This is a genomic window from Pseudarthrobacter sp. 10T415 (assembly GCF_056394175.1).
Genome location: NZ_JBFTHJ010000010.1, coordinates 132877 through 148964, shown reverse-complemented (window position 1 = coordinate 148964; position 16088 = coordinate 132877). Strand labels below are relative to the sequence as shown.

At 63.9% G+C, this 16088-nt stretch carries 14 protein-coding genes; 9 read left to right on the top strand and 5 right to left on the bottom strand.

Annotated elements, in window-relative coordinates; genetic code table 11:
* The first annotated feature begins 197 nt into the window (after nucleotides 1-197).
* The 3 genes from istA to AC1DBN_RS14300 all read left to right on the top strand — a co-directional run bounded on the left by istA (nucleotide 198) and on the right by AC1DBN_RS14300 (nucleotide 3646).
* Complete coding sequence (gene istA, locus AC1DBN_RS14310; RefSeq protein ID WP_477723489.1) at nucleotides 198-1727, top strand: IS21 family transposase; 1530 nt, start codon at nucleotides 198-200, stop codon at nucleotides 1725-1727.
* Nucleotides 1724-2395 carry an ATP-binding protein gene (locus tag AC1DBN_RS14305; RefSeq protein WP_477723488.1) on the top strand — a complete coding sequence of 224 codons (672 nt, stop codon included), beginning with the start codon at nucleotides 1724-1726 and terminating at the stop codon, nucleotides 2393-2395. The genes istA and AC1DBN_RS14305 overlap by 4 nt, the downstream gene beginning before the upstream one ends.
* A gap of 609 nt (nucleotides 2396-3004) precedes the next feature.
* Nucleotides 3005-3646: a hypothetical protein gene (locus AC1DBN_RS14300; protein ID WP_157693416.1), complete on the top strand. Its 642-nt coding sequence runs from the start codon at nucleotides 3005-3007 to the stop codon at nucleotides 3644-3646.
* Between the two features lie 126 nt (nucleotides 3647-3772).
* On the opposite strand, the gene AC1DBN_RS14295 is transcribed toward AC1DBN_RS14300, so the two are convergent.
* On the bottom strand, nucleotides 3773-3958 hold the full coding sequence (locus AC1DBN_RS14295; protein WP_407681230.1) for a DUF4913 domain-containing protein: 186 nt from the start codon (nucleotides 3956-3958) through the stop codon (nucleotides 3773-3775).
* Between the two features lie 229 nt (nucleotides 3959-4187).
* On the opposite strand from AC1DBN_RS14295, the gene AC1DBN_RS14290 reads away from it, so the two are divergent.
* Both AC1DBN_RS14290 and AC1DBN_RS14285 read left to right on the top strand, forming a co-directional pair.
* Nucleotides 4188-5168 (top strand): hypothetical protein, encoded by a 981-nt coding sequence (locus AC1DBN_RS14290; RefSeq protein WP_172829892.1) that lies wholly within the window; start codon nucleotides 4188-4190, stop codon nucleotides 5166-5168.
* Nucleotides 5169-5174: 6 nt separating this feature from the next.
* On the top strand, nucleotides 5175-5630 hold the full coding sequence (locus AC1DBN_RS14285; protein WP_091717198.1) for a hypothetical protein: 456 nt from the start codon (nucleotides 5175-5177) through the stop codon (nucleotides 5628-5630).
* A gap of 776 nt (nucleotides 5631-6406) precedes the next feature.
* Here AC1DBN_RS14285 and AC1DBN_RS14280 read toward each other — a convergent pair.
* Nucleotides 6407-7573 carry a sensor histidine kinase gene (locus AC1DBN_RS14280; RefSeq protein WP_231994418.1) on the bottom strand — a complete coding sequence of 389 codons (1167 nt, stop codon included), beginning with the start codon at nucleotides 7571-7573 and terminating at the stop codon, nucleotides 6407-6409.
* A 582-nt stretch (nucleotides 7574-8155) separates the two neighbouring features.
* Between AC1DBN_RS14280 and AC1DBN_RS14275 the strand changes: the two genes are divergently transcribed.
* Both AC1DBN_RS14275 and AC1DBN_RS14270 read left to right on the top strand, forming a co-directional pair.
* On the top strand, nucleotides 8156-9778 hold the full coding sequence (locus AC1DBN_RS14275) for a xylulokinase (RefSeq protein ID WP_091717202.1): 1623 nt from the start codon (nucleotides 8156-8158) through the stop codon (nucleotides 9776-9778).
* Nucleotides 9775-10707: an aldose 1-epimerase family protein gene (locus AC1DBN_RS14270; protein WP_091717204.1), complete on the top strand. Its 933-nt coding sequence runs from the start codon at nucleotides 9775-9777 to the stop codon at nucleotides 10705-10707. Before AC1DBN_RS14275 ends, AC1DBN_RS14270 begins: the two co-directional genes overlap by 4 nt.
* An 87-nt stretch (nucleotides 10708-10794) precedes the next feature.
* Here the strand turns inward: AC1DBN_RS14270 and AC1DBN_RS14265 are convergent, their stop codons facing one another.
* From AC1DBN_RS14265 to AC1DBN_RS14255, 3 genes are all read right to left on the bottom strand, one after another.
* Nucleotides 10795-11616, bottom strand: a complete 822-nt coding sequence (locus tag AC1DBN_RS14265) for a hypothetical protein (protein ID WP_091717206.1) — start codon at nucleotides 11614-11616, stop codon at nucleotides 10795-10797.
* A gap of 1 nt (nucleotide 11617) precedes the next feature.
* Nucleotides 11618-13345, bottom strand: a complete 1728-nt coding sequence (locus AC1DBN_RS14260) for a multicopper oxidase family protein (protein WP_091717208.1) — start codon at nucleotides 13343-13345, stop codon at nucleotides 11618-11620.
* A gap of 222 nt (nucleotides 13346-13567) precedes the next feature.
* A complete protein-coding gene (locus AC1DBN_RS14255) occupies nucleotides 13568-14311 on the bottom strand; it encodes a GAF and ANTAR domain-containing protein (protein WP_091717210.1) in 744 nt (247 codons plus the stop codon).
* Between the two features lie 166 nt (nucleotides 14312-14477).
* On the opposite strand from AC1DBN_RS14255, the gene AC1DBN_RS14250 reads away from it, so the two are divergent.
* Together AC1DBN_RS14250 and AC1DBN_RS14245 are read left to right on the top strand one after the other, a co-directional pair.
* On the top strand, nucleotides 14478-14999 hold the full coding sequence (locus AC1DBN_RS14250; protein ID WP_157693417.1) for a hypothetical protein: 522 nt from the start codon (nucleotides 14478-14480) through the stop codon (nucleotides 14997-14999).
* 100 nt (nucleotides 15000-15099) lie between these two features.
* Nucleotides 15100-16086 carry an aldo/keto reductase gene (locus AC1DBN_RS14245; protein WP_091717214.1) on the top strand — a complete coding sequence of 329 codons (987 nt, stop codon included), beginning with the start codon at nucleotides 15100-15102 and terminating at the stop codon, nucleotides 16084-16086.
* Nucleotides 16087-16088 lie beyond the last annotated feature (2 nt).

Sequence of the window (16088 nt, the reverse complement as noted above, 5' to 3'; positions counted from 1 at the left end):
GTGTTAGCGGCCATGAAAAACTGCCCATAGGCGGCCACGAAAGTGCCCGCTGGCGGCCAGTGGAACTGCCCGCCGGTGGCCATGAGATCTGCCCACTTCCTTACTGAACCGACCGCGTCTTAGGCGGTGGGGGCCTCTCCCTGGGGTTTGATGACGGTGTCTAAGCGCACCAAAAGCGAACCAGGAAGAGGCCCTGTATGAAGTCTGACGGAGAAATCATGGAAATTCTTGCTGCCTACGATCTGACCGGATCGTTGCGCGCCACCGCGGAGCTCACGGGCTGCTCGCACCACACCGTTGCCAAACACGTTCAGGCCAGGGACGCGGGCCGACCGATCGGGGAACCAGCGGCCCGGGGCCGGGTCACGGACGCGTTCCTGCCCAAGATTGAGGAATGGATCGAGACTTCCAAGGGCCGAATCCGTGCCGATAGGGCTCACGAGAAGCTCCTCGCCCTGGGCTACGAGGGTTCGGAACGGTCCACTCGACGGGCGATCGCGCAGGTCAAAGCAGCGTGGCGGCTGGGCCATACTCGCGTTCACCGGCCCTGGATCACCGAGCCGGGCATGTGGCTGCAGTACGACTTCGGCGATGGGCCCCGGATCGGCGGGGTGAAGACGATCCTGTTCGTGGCCTGGCTGGCGTTTTCCCGCTTCCGGATCGTGATCCCGCTCAGGGACAGGACCGCGCCGAGCGTCTTCGCGGCCCTGGACCGGTGCTTCCGGATCCTCGGCGGCGCACCGACTTATGTGCTGACCGATAACGAAAAGACGGTGACCACGGCCCATGTTGCCGGGGTCCCGGTCCGGAATCAGCAGACCCTGGACTTCGCCCGGCACTACGGGATCACCGTGCTGACCTGCCAGCCGGCAGACCCGGCCACCAAGGGCGGGGTTGAAGCCTCGGTGAAACTCGCCAAGGCCGACCTCGTCCCCAAGGACACGAACCTCCGCGGCGAGTACGCCTCATTCGCGGAACTCGAGGCCGCCTGCCAGGCGTTCATGGAGGAGGTGAATGACCGTGAGCACCGGGTGACGCGGCGCAAGCCCGCGGCGGTGCTCGCCGAGGAAGTCTCCAGGTTGCACCGGATCCCGGATACTGCCCACACGGTCGCGTTCGGGCTGGCCCGCACCGTTCCGGAGAACACCCCGATGGTCACTTTCGAAAACGCCCAGTACTCGGTTCCTGCGCATTTGCTCGGGGCCCGGGTGTTCGTGCGCACCCACGGCACCGGACCCGGCGAGCAGGTCATCATCGTCCACCACGGCGCCGCCGGTCCGGTCGAGGTCGCCCGGCACGACCGGGCACGGCCCGGCAGCCCCGCCATCAACGATGAGCACTTTCCCGGAGCCAGGGCAAAGCTCCCGGGCGATTATGAGGTCAGGGCCCGCAGCGCGGACGAGGCCGCGTTCCTGGCGATCGGCGAAGGGGCCCGGTCCTGGCTGCTGGAAGCCGCAGCGGCCGGGACAGCACGGATGAACGTGAAAATGGCCGAGGCCGTCACGCTGGCCAAAATCGCCGGCACCGACCAGGTCGACCGCGCCCTGGGCGACGCCGCCCTGCATGGCCGCTTCGCGCACCCGGACCTGGCCTCGATCCTGAACGCCAACATCCGCCGCACCACCACGCACGCCGCCAACGAGTCGACTTCGCTGACCCAGGGAACCGGTGCTTGGGCCGCGATCGGCAACCGGGCCCTGGACACCGCGAGGGAGGATGCCCGATGAGCCCCGTCACCACCACCAACACCGCGGCCCCGCCGCTGCCGGCGGACCTGGAAGCTCTGATGCGGTCCCTGAAAATGCCCCACGCGCGGGCGCTGGCCCCGGACCTGATCGCGACCGCCCGCGCGCAGCGCTGGGAACCGGTCGAGATCATCAAAGCCCTCTTCACCGAAGAGGCCGCGGGCCGGGCCCGGTCCATGCTCGCCTCCCGCCGCAAAGCAGCTGGCTTCCCGACCGGGAAAACCTTCGATGCCTGGGACCCGGCAGCGTCCTCCATCCCGGCACCGACACAGCAGGCGCTGCGGACCCTGGAATGGATCACCCGCAGGGAGAACCTGGTCATCTGCGGGCCCTCCGGCACCGGAAAGACCTTCTTCCTCGAAGCCCTCGGCCAGCAGGCCGTCGAAGCCGGGATGCGCGTCGCCTGGTTCCGGCTCGAAGACCTCGGCGTCCTCATCCGGGCCCACCGCACCGATGACAGCGTCACCCGGGCGGTCTCCCGGATCCTGCGCGCGGAGCTCGTGGTAATTGATGACATCGGCCTCTTACCGGTGGCCACGGACGCCGCCGAAGGCCTCTACCGGGTCGTCGACGCAGCCTATGAAAAGCGGTCCGTCGCGATCAGCTCCAACCTTCACCCGGCGGGGTTCGACGAACCCCGACTAAACTGACCAACCCAAACGATGGCCAACCCCGCCGAAACCAATCAGTGGGCAGATCTGTTGGCCATCACCGGGCAGTTTTACTGGCCACAAGCGGGCACATCAACTGGCCGCCCGTGGGCAGAATCTAATGGCCATTGACACTGGGGAGTAGTGGCGTTTCGTGGGGGGTCCAGCCGCGAAACTGTCAAGCTCACGAACGGCACAAATGACTGCTGGGTGACACCCAGCACCTGATCGGCCGAGGCGTTTCCGTACCAGAAAATAACATTAGGCTCTTCGGGAAGATAGTAAGGGGCAGATGGAAGGCGACGGAGAACTAAACCCCTTGCGTCCGTAACTGGAAGCGACTCAGCAAGGGGCGCCGGGGAGGGTTTCGACTTGCTGGACGATATTGTTGGGCCGTCATGTGCTGCACTGCCCGTCAGCAAACTCCCAGGACTTAGGATCGTTCCCCCAATGCTCACTTGTTTACCGGCGCCGGCACCCTACTTGGCTGGAACAGTCCGTTGCAAGGGAGAAAAGATCAATCAAACTATCCCGCCGCAACCAGATGACGCCACTTGGTTGAGTCAGGACTGGGGAGACGTACCAACTTGGTGTGCAGTCGTGGCCGCCGTGGCAGCAGCCATTTACGCAGCCCGAGCCTATCGACTTGAACGCGGACGAGACATAGCCGCTGAGAGAATCCAACTGCAAAGCCAAGCAAACAACGTAGCTTTTTGGATGGAAGAGGATGCGGGCTATTACGAGATCTTCTACAAAAACGCCACAAATCAGATCGTGGAGAATGCCGTCGTTGAGATAGTCGACCTTGGGGACGGACAGTTGCTGGACGAACCCTTCAAGCTTGGCCCGCTACGGCCTGGAAAATCTGATTCGCTGGTTACGGCTATGAAGGTTTATCCCGATCCCGTTGCACTGCGGGCAACCTTCCGTGATGCACAGGGAATTAGCTGGACGCGGTTTATGGGCAAGCTCGAACCGGAGGGCGGTGCAGAGCAACCCTCTTGGTGGAAGTCTCTGACCGTCGACTGGGAACGGCTCCTCATGGCGCCTATCCCAGCTCTTGCACTCGTCCTAGCTGAGTTCACGCGCGACGTCGGGCAAGTAATGGCTGTAACGACCAAGCTTCTCAGCGTAACCCTTGCCGGGTCAGCCAAGATTTTTGCCGCGGCTCTTGTTGGTGGCGTCGGATTTGTCGGGCAAACCTTTGTTGAAGTCGGCCGAGCAGCGATGGATTTGTTCCGGCGGCGCTAGCTGTACTGCGCCACCCTCTACGCTGTGCCTTGTCCGGAAATCCTCGCGCGGGCGAGGTTGCGGACATCGGGGATCAGCATGCAAGAGCCACCTTTGGCTCAAAAAATCGGGCTGGCGGTCCACCTTTTATGTCCAGTTGGAGAAACGGCCCATGAGGGTCAAGGAGGACTCGCATGTGGTGGTCTGCATGGTCGCGCCAACAGACGCCGCCCATACCCTCCCAGGGTCGAGACGCAGGTGTTCCCAAGCGCGCCAGAGTGCCGCTACGCGGGAGGCTTCGGGGTGTAAGTACCACTCGATGCAACACTTCACAGACTTTCCCGTGAAGCTGCGGACATAGGTCGGCCCGCCGCTGCTCGTGAAGTTTTTCCTCGGCAGGCCGCAAAATCAGCGTGGGAACCTTGTGCGCGGTTGCGTCGGCTGGGCGGGCGAAGCTTGCGTGGCAAGTAACGATTTTGCAAGCCCATCGGAAAATTATGAGATAGAGATCGATACCAACTAGACAGTCGCCCTCGGGCGCAGATAACTGGGGCAAAAGCGCGTGGCTAAGGGTAATAAGAAACGGATTCAACGGACTATCCAATACTGGCGCCTTGTCAGTGCAGGCTCGGGGAACGCAGTCGACGAGCAGAACTGGTATGCCTTCATCAAGCAGATCTATGGTGATCCGATCACGCATCGAGTCCTTGAGAAGGAGATCACTGGCAAGGTCTTTGCCATGCAACCTGACGCCGTCGCGGATGTACTGGTCAAGGAGCTACTTGGCGAGAACTTTCCGGGCAGTTATGACGGCGCCGTTTATGCACTGGTACTTTCGACTGACAAGGACCACGTGCCAAGCCAGCGGCACCGGACCAGCGGCGACCAGAAGCCAATGTCTACAGACGACGAGCATGTGCCGGTGGACAACACATTCGTTTGGTTCCTGCCTGTGGGCAATTTGGTTGCAGTTCTGCAGGAGAACCAGTCAGCGATCCGCGCTCAGTACATATGCGGCTGGCTAGACCGCACGATGAGGGACGAAGACCTCCTGCCGCAGCACAATTTCCACTGGGATGCATCACCCGTCATCGACGCGAGCACCCGGAACGCGCTCAGTTCTGCCCGCGGTCTCCGGAGTGCAACCCTCGGTGTGAGTGTTCCCGCAGGCGATACAAGCGGTTTGAGGACCCTGCTTGGTGGTAACGCCAACTACGAGGGAGAGTTCGAGCTGGAGATCAAGATCCGCCACATCAAGAAGCGAAACCCTAGCCATCACGACCAAGATACGAAGAAGACTTTGGAGTGGTTTGGTGAAACTTTCGGACAGCATGTGGATAGCCTGAGGAAAGCTAGCGTAGTGCTGGAAGGGCCTGGGCGAAGGCCTGGCGAGATCGACATGTTGCGCCATAGGATGACGCGCAAAACTCAGGTGCAGATCGAGGACCAGGGCCTGTCGATCAATTCGTCGTCAGCCTTGGGTGCCATCATGAAGGGATTCGTGGCGGACGCCAAGCCGCTCCTCGAACTCCGGAAGCCATAGGGGACCATGACAGACGAAACCGTCAAACCCGAAACTCGTAGCCTGTGGATTGCGCTGGTCAGCGCACTCCTAGTTGCTGTAGGAGTTTCCGTTTGGGCGGGCTTCTTATTCACCGGCCTACAGCCTGATGACACGAGGGCCGGACTTACGAACATCGCTACTCTGGGAGGGGTTGCCGGCGGCCTCTCGCTCGCTGGGACTGCCGTGCTTTCGCTGACTGGTGAGAGTGTTAGCCGGCTGGTGAAGAAGTTCGGTAACTGGATCCGCGGCATCCTGTTCGGCGGCTACGTGATTATGCTACTTGCTGCCTTCGCGGCTGGCCTTGGGGCAATGTTTCCCAAATGGCCTGGTGCGCCGTGGCTTATATCAAGCACAACCTCGTTCATCCTTCTAGGGCTCGCAGTCACCGCCATGTTCATTAACACCGCTTTCCACTGGCACCACAGCGGCAAAAGGCCTTGAGCACCGTCCGCTGGTTGGACGTCTACTTGGGCAGCATTTCTGTCAGAAGGGATCACGTATTAGAACCGGCCGGTCGGGTGTCTCACGGGGCTCCTTGGAAGCCTGGCTCGCATGGAGCTCTCCTGAGTCGCGGCGCCTGCACTCGGATTCCAAACCTTCGCGAACCTTCACTGTGCCGCCCCTAATTCCGCGACGAACCATTCCGGAATGTTGAGACGGCAACACCTCCAGATTCGGGGCCCATATGAAGTCGATTCAACACAGGCTTACCCCGTCCGGGTTCCAAAATCTAACGCCGATAACCGACGTTCTGTAAAGCTGGCTGGCTTCAGGAAAGAGCTGCGTCGCCGTACCGGTGCGCGACTTTCCACTGCGCCCGGAGGTACTGCGCCGCGAGCATGCTGAATGTCAGGAAAAGCCTGCTGGACGGTTGGCGGCAAGTGCGGCGAGGTCGCGGATCAGCCGCCGCACTTCGTGTTCCCGTCCCGGTCGGACGGTGACCTGCGGAACCGGGCATGGCGTTGCCAGCGCCTTCCTCGGTGGAGCGGGGACGGGTGTATTCCCCGCTCCCGTCCGTATCGCACCTGAACTCATACGTCCCCCTTGACGCCGTCGTTGTTGCGTACGTGGAAACTCTAGGAACCCTGAAGGGCGGGAGGGAAGGGCGATAGCCAATCTTGGGCAGCTCTTGTGCCGGCCTTGATCCGCCACCGGCTGCGCATGATGGTTCGGCGCGGTTGGGGGATGGGCAGGCCGGTGTCAGCGGGGGTGCCGCCTCAGCTGCGCTCACCGAGGTGGATGGTCACCATGGTGCCGGCCTCCGGCGCCGGGCCGATCTCCAGCCGCCCTCCCGTCGCGGCGGCGATCCGTGCGCAGGTCGCCAGTCCCAGCCCTGTTCCGGGCGGGTCATCCTCGCGCTGCAGGCGGACCAGCGGGTCCAGGACCCGTTCGCGGTCTTCGGCGCTGATGCCTTTGCCGTTGTCGATCACCCGAAGGGTGGTCCCGTCCCCGGCCCTGCGGCCCGTGACGCGGATGACCGGGGGAACTCCCGGCCGGCTGTATGCGACGGCGTTATGGATCAGGTTTTGCAGCAGGAGCCGCATCTGCACGGGGTCGCCGGTGAAGCTCAGATCATCACAGTTCACCGAGGCGCCGCGGGCCTCAATGCTTGCCTGTAGGTCCTGGAGAACGTCCCGGACCAGGTTGGCCAGGGAAAGCTCTGCGAGCCGGACTTCTCCGCCGATGGTGGCGTAGGCCAGAACATCCTCCACCATGGTCAGCATCCGCTGACCGGAACTGGCCACGACGTCCAGGTACTGTCCGATCTGGGAGTGGGGGGAGTTTTCTGCCTCCATCTGGCCCAGTTCGACGTATCCGAGGATGGACGTCAGAGGATTGCGCAGGTCATGGCTGACCCGCCCGGCGAATTCGGCCAACAGGGCATTGCTGCGCTGCGCTTCCGCCAGCGCACCGGCCAGCTGGTGTGCCCGTTGTTCTAAGGCCAATGCCTCCACGACTTCGGCGGCCAGGATCTCCAGGCCCCGCCGCTGCCGGTCACTGAGCTTGCCGGGTTCCCGTGCGCCCGCGCAAAGCGTGCCGAGCACAAAACCGTCATCGGCGACCAGCGGCACGGATGCGTAAAGCCTGACGGCGCCACGCCGGCCATCGACGAACGGGTTGCCGCTGTATCGGGGATCGAGGGAGGCGTCCTCCACGATCGTTGATTCACCGTTCAGGAACCCGACAGCGCACATGGAATCCTCCCGCGAGCACAGATACGGCTCCATCCCGGCCGCAGCGACCTGATACTGCAGGTCCTCGGTGATGATGTTGATCGCTGTCACCGGCTGCCCGCACACGGTCCTGGCCAGCTCCACCAGGTTCTGCAGCCGCTCGGACGGAACGGGAACACTGATCTCCAACCCCGGGCCGGGAACCGCCAAACCCTTCCGGACTAACTGCGCATCCCTGGCCAGCCCATCCACCCTCACCGCTGCCGCACCCTTCCGGACGACCCGGCACACCCCTCAGCCGGCAGGCTCGCGGCCGGTACTCGTACTCCACACATCCAGCCATCCTGACAGAAGAACATCGCGCACTCCTGTCACACGAACGCTCACAGGTGGAGACGAAGGCCCAGCAGCATCCGCGCCGGGCCGGGTATAGGAAACGACGAGGGCACCGGTATCGGGTGGAGCTGCGAGACTCCGGGAAGGTCCCGCCGGTGCGTTGTCTCACGGGAGTAGGCGCTGGGCGGTTGCTGGCTTGAACGGTGCCCGGCCTGGAAATTGGCGAAACTCCGGCCAAATAGCGGTTGGCCGAAGTTCCGCAGCTAACTCTGCGGGGTGAACCTTAAGATTGGCTGGGGACGACGGCGGAGTCCGGCAATGAACTGGCGAACGGCCGTTGGAAGAGTTTTGGCCGCTGGGGAGTGGAGCTTCAGTTCGGGTTGCCTCTAGACGCCAGTTTCCGGATCGAGTAAGTTGGACACATCTTGTTAGCGCTAACAAAACGAAGGACCTTCTGTGAGTACTCCCGGTGCCGATACCGCGGCCGAAGTCATCCGTTCCGGACGTGGCCGTTTGGGGATCGAGCTTGGCTCCACCCGCATCAAGGCTTGCCTGATTGGCGATGATCCCCGAACAGTACTTGCCCTCGGAAGTTTCACCTGGGAGAACGCCTTAGAGGATGGCTTGTGGACCTACTCCCTTGAGGAGGTGTGGTCCGGTCTGCAGGCGGCCTACGCGGGTCTACTGGACGACGCGGAGCGCAGGCACGGCGTGCGGCCCGGGGCCCTGGCGTCGATCGGCATCTCGGCAATGATGCACGGTTATCTCGCCTTCGGCGCTGACGGTGAACTGCTCGTGCCTTTCCGGACGTGGCGGAACACGAATACCGGACCGGCAGCGCAGGAGCTCACCACGCTTTTTGAGACAAACATTCCCCTGCGATGGTCCATAGCCCACCTGCACCAGGCTGTTATTGACCAGGAACCGCACCTTTCCCAAATCGACTTCATGACCACCCTGGCCGGCTACGTGCATTGGCGTCTTACCGGCCGGAAAGTCATTGGAATCGGTGATGCTTCGGGCATGTTCCCCATCGATTCGGCCACCAACACCTATGACGCGGAACTGCTGAAACGCTACGACACGCTCGTGGCGCGGACCGCGCCCGGCCTGGAGGTTGGGCGGCTGCTGCCTGAGGCCCTGGTTGCGGGTACCAACGCAGGGCTGCTGACGGACGCGGGTGCCGCACTGCTCGACCCGACAGGGGCGCTGCAGGCGGGCGCAGTGTTCTGTCCGCCCGAGGGCGACGCCGGTACGGGCATGGTTGCCACCTGTTCGGTAGCGCCGCGAACGGGCAATGTCAGCGCCGGGACCAGCATCTTTGCGATGGTGGTGCTCGAGCGCCCCCTCGCAGGGCTGCACCACGAACTAGACCTCGTCACCACACCTGCGGGTGCCCCGGTGGCGATGGTCCACTGCAACAACGGCGCCAGTGAACTTGCAGCGTGGGTTCAGCTTTTCACCCGCTTTGCTGCGGCGGCAGGTGTTCCCGTGGACACGGACGCCGCGTTCAGTGCGCTCCTGCATGAGGCCCTGGATGGAGAGGCGGATGCCGGCGGGCTTCTTGCGTACAACCACCTTGCGGGCGAACCCATCGCGGGCCTCAGCCAGGGGCGTCCCCTCGTTGTCCGCGCCCCTGACAGCGACTTCACGCTCGCGAATTTCATGCGTGCGCAGGTCTATGGAGTGTTCGCCACACTTGCTCTCGGGATGCGGGTTCTCGCCAGCGAAAATGTCACCGTCGACCGGATGTTCGCCCATGGAGGCGTGTTCCGAACGGCTGGCATCGCCCAACGCTTCCTGGCCGGTGCGCTGGACGCGCCCGTTTCAGTGGCTGAATCCGCTTCCGAAGGCGGGGCTTGGGGGATAGCCGTACTCTCAGCCTTCGTCACCGACCCCTCGGGCGACCTCGACCACTTCCTCCGCACATCCGTCTTCGGCAGCGCCGAATTCGAGACGACGGACCCCCGTCCCGACGACGCAGCCGGGTTCAGCGCCTACCTCGACCGGTACAGCGCGGGCCTGGCGGTGCAGCGGGCAGCCATCGACAGCCTCCCTCTAAAAGGAGCGACCCGATGACTGACCGCCTACGACAAACTGGCCGGGGGACTGCGACCGAGTACAGGATCCGGGCAGGGGAGTACACCGCCGCAGTTACTGCGCGGGCGGGCGCCCTACGGGAGCTTCGCCACGGGAAGCGGGACTTGATTGTCCCGTTCCCGGAAGGTGCTCTCATCCCGGATTACCGCGGCGTTATCGCTGCCCCGTGGCCCAATCGGATCGCCGACGGCCGGTACTCGTTTGATGGTGCAGACTACGAGGTGCCGGTCAACGAAGCCGACCGCGGCTGTGCCCTGCACGGACTGGTGTTCCCGCTCGACTGGGCGCTGGAGTCACACGACGACGCATCCGTAAAGCTCTCCTGCTCGCCTGCGCGGACGGCGGGATACCCGCATGAGTTGCGTATCGTCGTCGAATACCGGCTCGGGGAAGACGGGCTCCACAGTACGGTCTCAGCTGAGAACCTCGGCAGCACCACGGCACCGTATGGGGTTTGTCCGCACCCCTACCTGCTGGCTGGCCCGTCACCGCTCAATGAATGGAAGTTGGAAGTCCCCGCGGGATCCTTTCTGGAGGTTACGCCGGACCGGCTCCTGCCGAAAGAAGTGCGTGGCGTGGACGGCCATGAGTTCGATTTCCGCGCCTCCCGCGCCATCGGCGCGACGGAGATCGACCACGCGTTCACGGACATAAAATTCGACGACGGCGGACAGGCTCGCGTCCTGGTCCACGACCCAACCGGCACCGGCGTCGGAATGTCCTGGGACCGTATGTGCCAATGGCTCCAGATTCACACCGCGGACAAAAAGCCACCGTTCCCGAACCGCCTGGGTCTCGCTGTGGAACCCATGACCTGCCCGCCCGACGCCTTCAACAGCGGTGTGGACCTGATCAGGCTGGAGCCTGGAGCGACCTGCACAGCGTCGTGGGGCATTTTCGCGGTCTGATCCTGGTTGACGAATGTTGCCGCAGGGACGGCAGAAGCGGAGAGAACGCGCTCCGCATCTGCCTTCTCTTCCAGCTTCCCCGCCGGCTCAGCCGTGGGCGGTGGTGTGTGCCCCGGACTTTGCCTCCGCTGTCCAGGGTGGTTCCGTTGCCATGTCCACTCCGGCCCCGTCCGTGGATTCCGGTTCGACCGTGACGGCGGACGCCGTGGTGTGCGCCGGGCGGGCGAGTCCTTCGCGGACACTTTCCACGATGTTGTCAGCGAGCAGTGGGCCGGTGTAATTGACGCTGAGCTTGCCGTCGGCCGCCGTTACTCCGTAGCTTCCGAGCGCGTCTGAGAGGATTCCCTCTGTCTCGACGGCTGCCGCGAGTGCAGCAGGGTCGTCGGCCGGGATGGTGAAGCACAGGTCGTGGACCAGGGTCCGGAGGACGTGGAAGCCCTCCGCCCCTAGCTCGACCGTGTCCTCCCCGGCAGCCTGGCCGGCCACGGCCCGGCCGTCCTCGAGGGTTGCCTCGGCCGGTAGAGCCACAATCAGTTCGGGCATTACTTCGTCGAGGACCGCCGGCTCCAGTACGTCAGGGGAGATGTCGGTCAGGGCGAGGCCCCGCGGCGCGGCTGCTGCCACCAGCTTTGCGCGGAGCCCTGCAAGGTCGGCGTCTATTTCGGAGTTGACGGCGATGACCACCCGGCGCCGCACCATGAGCCCGTCATAACTGACCACTGGCCTGCTGTTGCCTACGTCCAGGCCTTCCTCCGCTGACGCGCCCACGGTACCGGCCGTTTTGGCATCCGATGGGGCCACCACCGCATCCTGGGCCGGGGGACTGTTCGGGCTGACGTCCGCGCCTGTACACCCGGCCAATGCCAGGGAGAGCAGGGCCGTCGTCGTGAGCAGGACCTTGGCTTTCATCTCAGGTGCCGGCCGGGTAGGAGGGCTTGTAGCTTGAAGAGAAACTTCCTTCCGGGATGTTCTCGAGGATGGGCTTGTCGGCATTGATGGGATCGTTGTTTTTGAGATCCCCAACCGCGAACTGGACCATCATGTCGTGGTCCTCGTGAACGAGGTTGTGGCAATGGACCATGTAGCGTCCGCCCTCATGCTTGCCGGTATCGAACTGCATCAGTACCGTGACGGATTCGTTTTCTCCGGCGTAGAAGACGTCCTTGGGGCCATTCTCCCAGGCAAAGGGTTTGCCTCCGTTGGTGTTGCGGCCGATGATTTTTCCGTCGATCAGGTGGATATGCACCGGGTGGAACCAGCCGCCGGATTCATTGACGATGGTCCACTGCTCCACCTGGTTGCGCTGCGGGTTGGCGAAGACCCTGGTGAAGTTGGACTTCTCCACGTCATCCCACGTCTCGCCGTTGATGGTCCATTCGCCGCTCTTGCGCTGGACGCGCAGAGTCCTCTTGGCCACCGCCATGTCCGGGGTGAGGGACATGGTGTCCAGGCCGCCGCTGGCCTTGGTGGGGTGTTCACCGGGATCGAGGGTTTTTGGAATGGCAGTGATCGAGCGGGACCCAGGCAGCAGTGACGGGGAATCGGCCACGACCTCAAACTTCATGACCTTGCCGGTGTTGGCAAAGTCGATGTTGTTCTTGTTGCTGAGATTCCGCAGCTCCACGCTCTGGCCGGGCTTGTACTTACGGAAATCGACCAGGACCTCGTAGCGTTCGGCGGTACCCTGCCGCCAGGAGGACACTGCCTGGACGTTCGGCGTCATTCCGGCATCGGTGCCCACAACGTAGAACGGGTCCCCGGTGGACAGGGCGAAGCGGTAGGACCGGGTAATGGAGCCCACCAGGAACCGGAACCGGTAGATCCGCGGCTTGACCTTCATGGTTGGCCACGGCACACCGTTGACCATGATGATGTCTCCCCACAGCCCGGAGTGGCCGTTGTCGTTGTAGCCCAGGGAGCCATCGGCGTTGAGCATCACGTCTGAAACAAGGATCGGCACGTCGAACTCCCCCTGGGGCAGCTGCTCGCGCTCGTGCTGGTTGGTGATGGAGTAGGTGGCAGCCAGGCCGGAGTAGACGCCCTGGGCCGTCAGCATGTGGTTGTGATCGTGGTACCAAAGCGTCCGGGCCGCCTGCCAGTTCGGGTACTGGTAGTTCTTCACGTTTCCAGGGGCGGTGCGGTCGTTTGCATAGCCGTCGTACTGGGGGAGCGAGGCCGAGCCGTGCAGGTGCGTCACGGTATTGGGGGTGTCCGGATACAGTATTCCCTTGGCCGGCATCCTGTTGCTGATCCGCAATTCGCTCCGGGTGCCCTGTTCCACCCGGATGCTGGGGCCCGGGAAGATCCCGTTGTACCCGGCGAGAGTGGTCATCAGCCCGGGGGCGATCTGCGCCTGGCCCAGGCGCTGGGAGAGCGAGTACTTCGCGAACGGCTGCCCGTCCGGATCATAGCCCGTGGAGTACGGAACGAGCTCCGGCGGACGCTTGAACACCGCACGGAACGGGACGGGCATATTATTCGACGCCAACCGGCTCGGCGTAGAACCCGAGGACGAGGACACGTCATCCGACCCGCCCCTGGCCTGGGCCCCTGCCAGCCCAGTTGCCTGCAGGCCTGCCGCGGCCACAACGCCGCCCAGAACGCCGAACTTCAGAACATTCCTGCGTGTTGATTCCATGGGTTCCTCCACCTCGTCGTGGTAAGACCGAAAGCTGATTATTGTTGCCCCGGGACAACAATGTGGCCTCCACGCTGGGAAAAACTTGGAGGCATCCCAAGCTTCCAACAGGCATGCGGTGGGTGGCCGGTCGGTCAAATAGCCATGCGATTGTTTACAGCTCAGGAAGCACGGCTGGCGGAGTTGGTCGCACGGCTAGGCACACTCGCAGGAAGCCGGTGGCTACATGTCGAAGTGCGTGGAGCTGGCAGCCTGTTCGGCCGAGGTCCGCGCCCGAAGGATTTCCTCGGCCAGGTCGCGGAGTTTTTCGTTCCGGTTCGCTGAGGCCTGGTGCAGCTTCGTGAAAGCTTCTTCCTGGCTGCAGTGGTCCTGTTCCATGATGATGCCGGTGGCCAGGTCGATGGATGTACGGCTTTCCATGGCGGCCTTCAGGTCAGATGCCAGCAGATCTGCGGTGGCAATCCTCACTGCGAGGCGCAGGGCCTGTCCGGCCATGTCGGCGAAGACTGCCGCTTCGTCAATGGTTTCCCGGGTGAAGAGTCCGGTGTCGGCGGCAAAGAAGTTCAGCGCTGCGGACGCGTCGTTCCCAAGGTCCAGCGGGACGCCCAGGACGCTCCGGGAACCTGCGGCCGCAAGGCTCCTGGAGTAGGCAGGCCACCGGACGTCGTTGTCCGTGTCAGCCAGCAACACCGGCTGGAGCGTCTGGAGCGCCTCCAGGCACGGGCCGTCACCAAGCGACTGCTCCACGCCGTCCAGCAGGATCGCGATGTCACTGCTGCCGGCAATCGTCGCCCGGCGGCGCCGCCGGTGCAGGGTCACCGCACATTCAATCCTGGACCCTGCTGTCCGGCTGAGGGCTGCCGCCGCGTATCGGGTCATCCCCTCCAGGAAGCCTTTGACGTCGTCTGCTCCGGCAATGAGCTGGTGCAGGCGCTGGAAATCTTCGTTCTGCTCCTCCGTCCCCATCTCCCCAGTCTAGAAGCGCAGGTCGGTGGCGCAACAGGGCCTTCGGCGGGGGCCGCACCCGCCCCGCAGCGCCTCCCGCTTGCCCGTACGACGGCGGCCTGCCGGGGCTATGACGCGCGGCGCCGGGATCGCGAAGAGGTAGGGCCCGTTGTGCAACTATCGATCCATGCGCCAACCCATAGAACACCCGATGGCCGTCCGGGCGACGGCCTTCCTGCGGCCCTCAAGGTGGCTGAACCGCCCCCGGCGCCTGGTCCGCTACGACGCTTACTGGGCCGATGGGCGCGTGGACTTCGGCGTGGACCTCTCCGCGATGATGTACCGGGGCCATCCCGCAGACTTCGCCACGGTGGATGAGAGCGTGCACGCCAATTGCCCCGAGATTGGAACGGGCCAATGGGTGGACGAGGCCGGCCGCGTGGTGGAGGGTCCCGATGCCACCGACCCGGACCCGCAGGCGAATCGCATGGGAACGCCCCGGAAGTACGGGATGTCTGGACATGAGCCGAATATCAAGGCACGGCGTGCGTGGCGCCTTGGCGGGGGAGCCGCCGGGCTCACCCTCGGTGTCCTGCTTCTGACGGGCTCGGGAGGCGCTGGGTTCGCCGGGTTTTCGGGGATGCTGTGCTCCATCTTTGGCCTGTCATCACTGGCTGGCCTGATCCTTGGAAAACGCCGGCCCCGCTAACCCCAGGGAGGTACTGGCAGTACCCTGAACGGCAGTCACTGCCGGCCAGCGGATAACCGGTGTTGCATTGAAGCCATCACCTGCAATGAAAGGAACCACCATGCACACCAGGACACTTGGGCAGGGCTTCGAGGTATCCGCAATCGGCTTCGGCGCGATGGGGATGTCCCAGAGCTACGGCCCCAACCCCGGCGGCCGCGACGACATGATCGACGTGATCCGGTACGCCGTGGACCAGGGCGTCACGTTCATCGACACCGCCGAGGTCTACGGCCCCTACGTCAACGAGGAACTCGTAGGCGAAGCGATCGCACCGATCCGCGACAAAGTGCAGGTGGCCACGAAGTTCGGCTGGAACATCCTGGACGGGCGGATGCAGGGCACCGACTCCCGGCCCGAGCAGATCCGGCGGGTCGCCGAAGGATCGCTGCGCCGCCTGGGCGTCGAATCCATCGACCTGTTCTACCAGCACCGCGTGGACCCCTCCGTGCCCATCGAGGAAGTAGCCGGCGCCGTGGGCGAGCTGGTCGCCGAAGGCAAGGTCAAGCATTTCGGGCTCTCCGAAGCAGGAGCCGGCACCATCCGCCGCGCCCACGCGGAGTTCCCAGTGACGGCGGTCCAGTCCGAGTACTCGCTGTGGACCCGCGATCCCGAAGCCGAGGTCCTCCCCACGCTGGCGGAACTGGGAATCGGATTCGTGCCGTTCAGCCCGCTGGGCAAGGGCTTCCTCACCGGAACCGTGACGGCGGGCAGCACCTTCGCCCCGGACGAAATCCGCTCGCACATCCCGCGGTTCCAGGGCGAAAACCTGGCTGCGAACCAGGCGCTTGTGGACCACGTCCGCGCGCTCGCCGAAGCGCGCGGCGCCACCGCCGGACAAATAGCCCTGGCATGGCTGCTGGCACAGCACCCCTTCATCGCCCCCATCCCGGGCACACGCCGCCGCGAACGGATCGACGAAAACGCGGGTGCCACCGCCATGGCACTCTCCGCCGACGACGTCGCGGACCTCAATGGCCTCGCCCTCAGGCTCGGCGTCGCCGGGGACCGCTACGACGAGAACGGCATGAAGATGGTCAATCTCTGACC

What these genes read in the sequence shown, in the direction of transcription:
- AC1DBN_RS14285 (WP_091717198.1), top strand. Translation starts at nt 5,175, where the DNA reads ATGACAGACGAAACCGTCAAACCCGAAACTCGTAGCCTGTGGATTGCG.
- AC1DBN_RS14255 (WP_091717210.1), bottom strand. Translation starts at nt 14,311, where the DNA reads ATGGGGACGGAGGAGCAGAACGAAGATTTCCAGCGCCTGCACCAGCTC.
- AC1DBN_RS14305 (WP_477723488.1), top strand. Translation starts at nt 1,724, where the DNA reads ATGAGCCCCGTCACCACCACCAACACCGCGGCCCCGCCGCTGCCGGCG.
- AC1DBN_RS14245 (WP_091717214.1), top strand. Translation starts at nt 15,100, where the DNA reads ATGCACACCAGGACACTTGGGCAGGGCTTCGAGGTATCCGCAATCGGC.
- AC1DBN_RS14250 (WP_157693417.1), top strand. Translation starts at nt 14,478, where the DNA reads ATGCGCCAACCCATAGAACACCCGATGGCCGTCCGGGCGACGGCCTTC.
- AC1DBN_RS14265 (WP_091717206.1), bottom strand. Translation starts at nt 11,616, where the DNA reads ATGAAAGCCAAGGTCCTGCTCACGACGACGGCCCTGCTCTCCCTGGCA.
- AC1DBN_RS14260 (WP_091717208.1), bottom strand. Translation starts at nt 13,345, where the DNA reads ATGGAATCAACACGCAGGAATGTTCTGAAGTTCGGCGTTCTGGGCGGC.
- istA (WP_477723489.1), top strand. Translation starts at nt 198, where the DNA reads ATGAAGTCTGACGGAGAAATCATGGAAATTCTTGCTGCCTACGATCTG.
- AC1DBN_RS14270 (WP_091717204.1), top strand. Translation starts at nt 9,775, where the DNA reads ATGACTGACCGCCTACGACAAACTGGCCGGGGGACTGCGACCGAGTAC.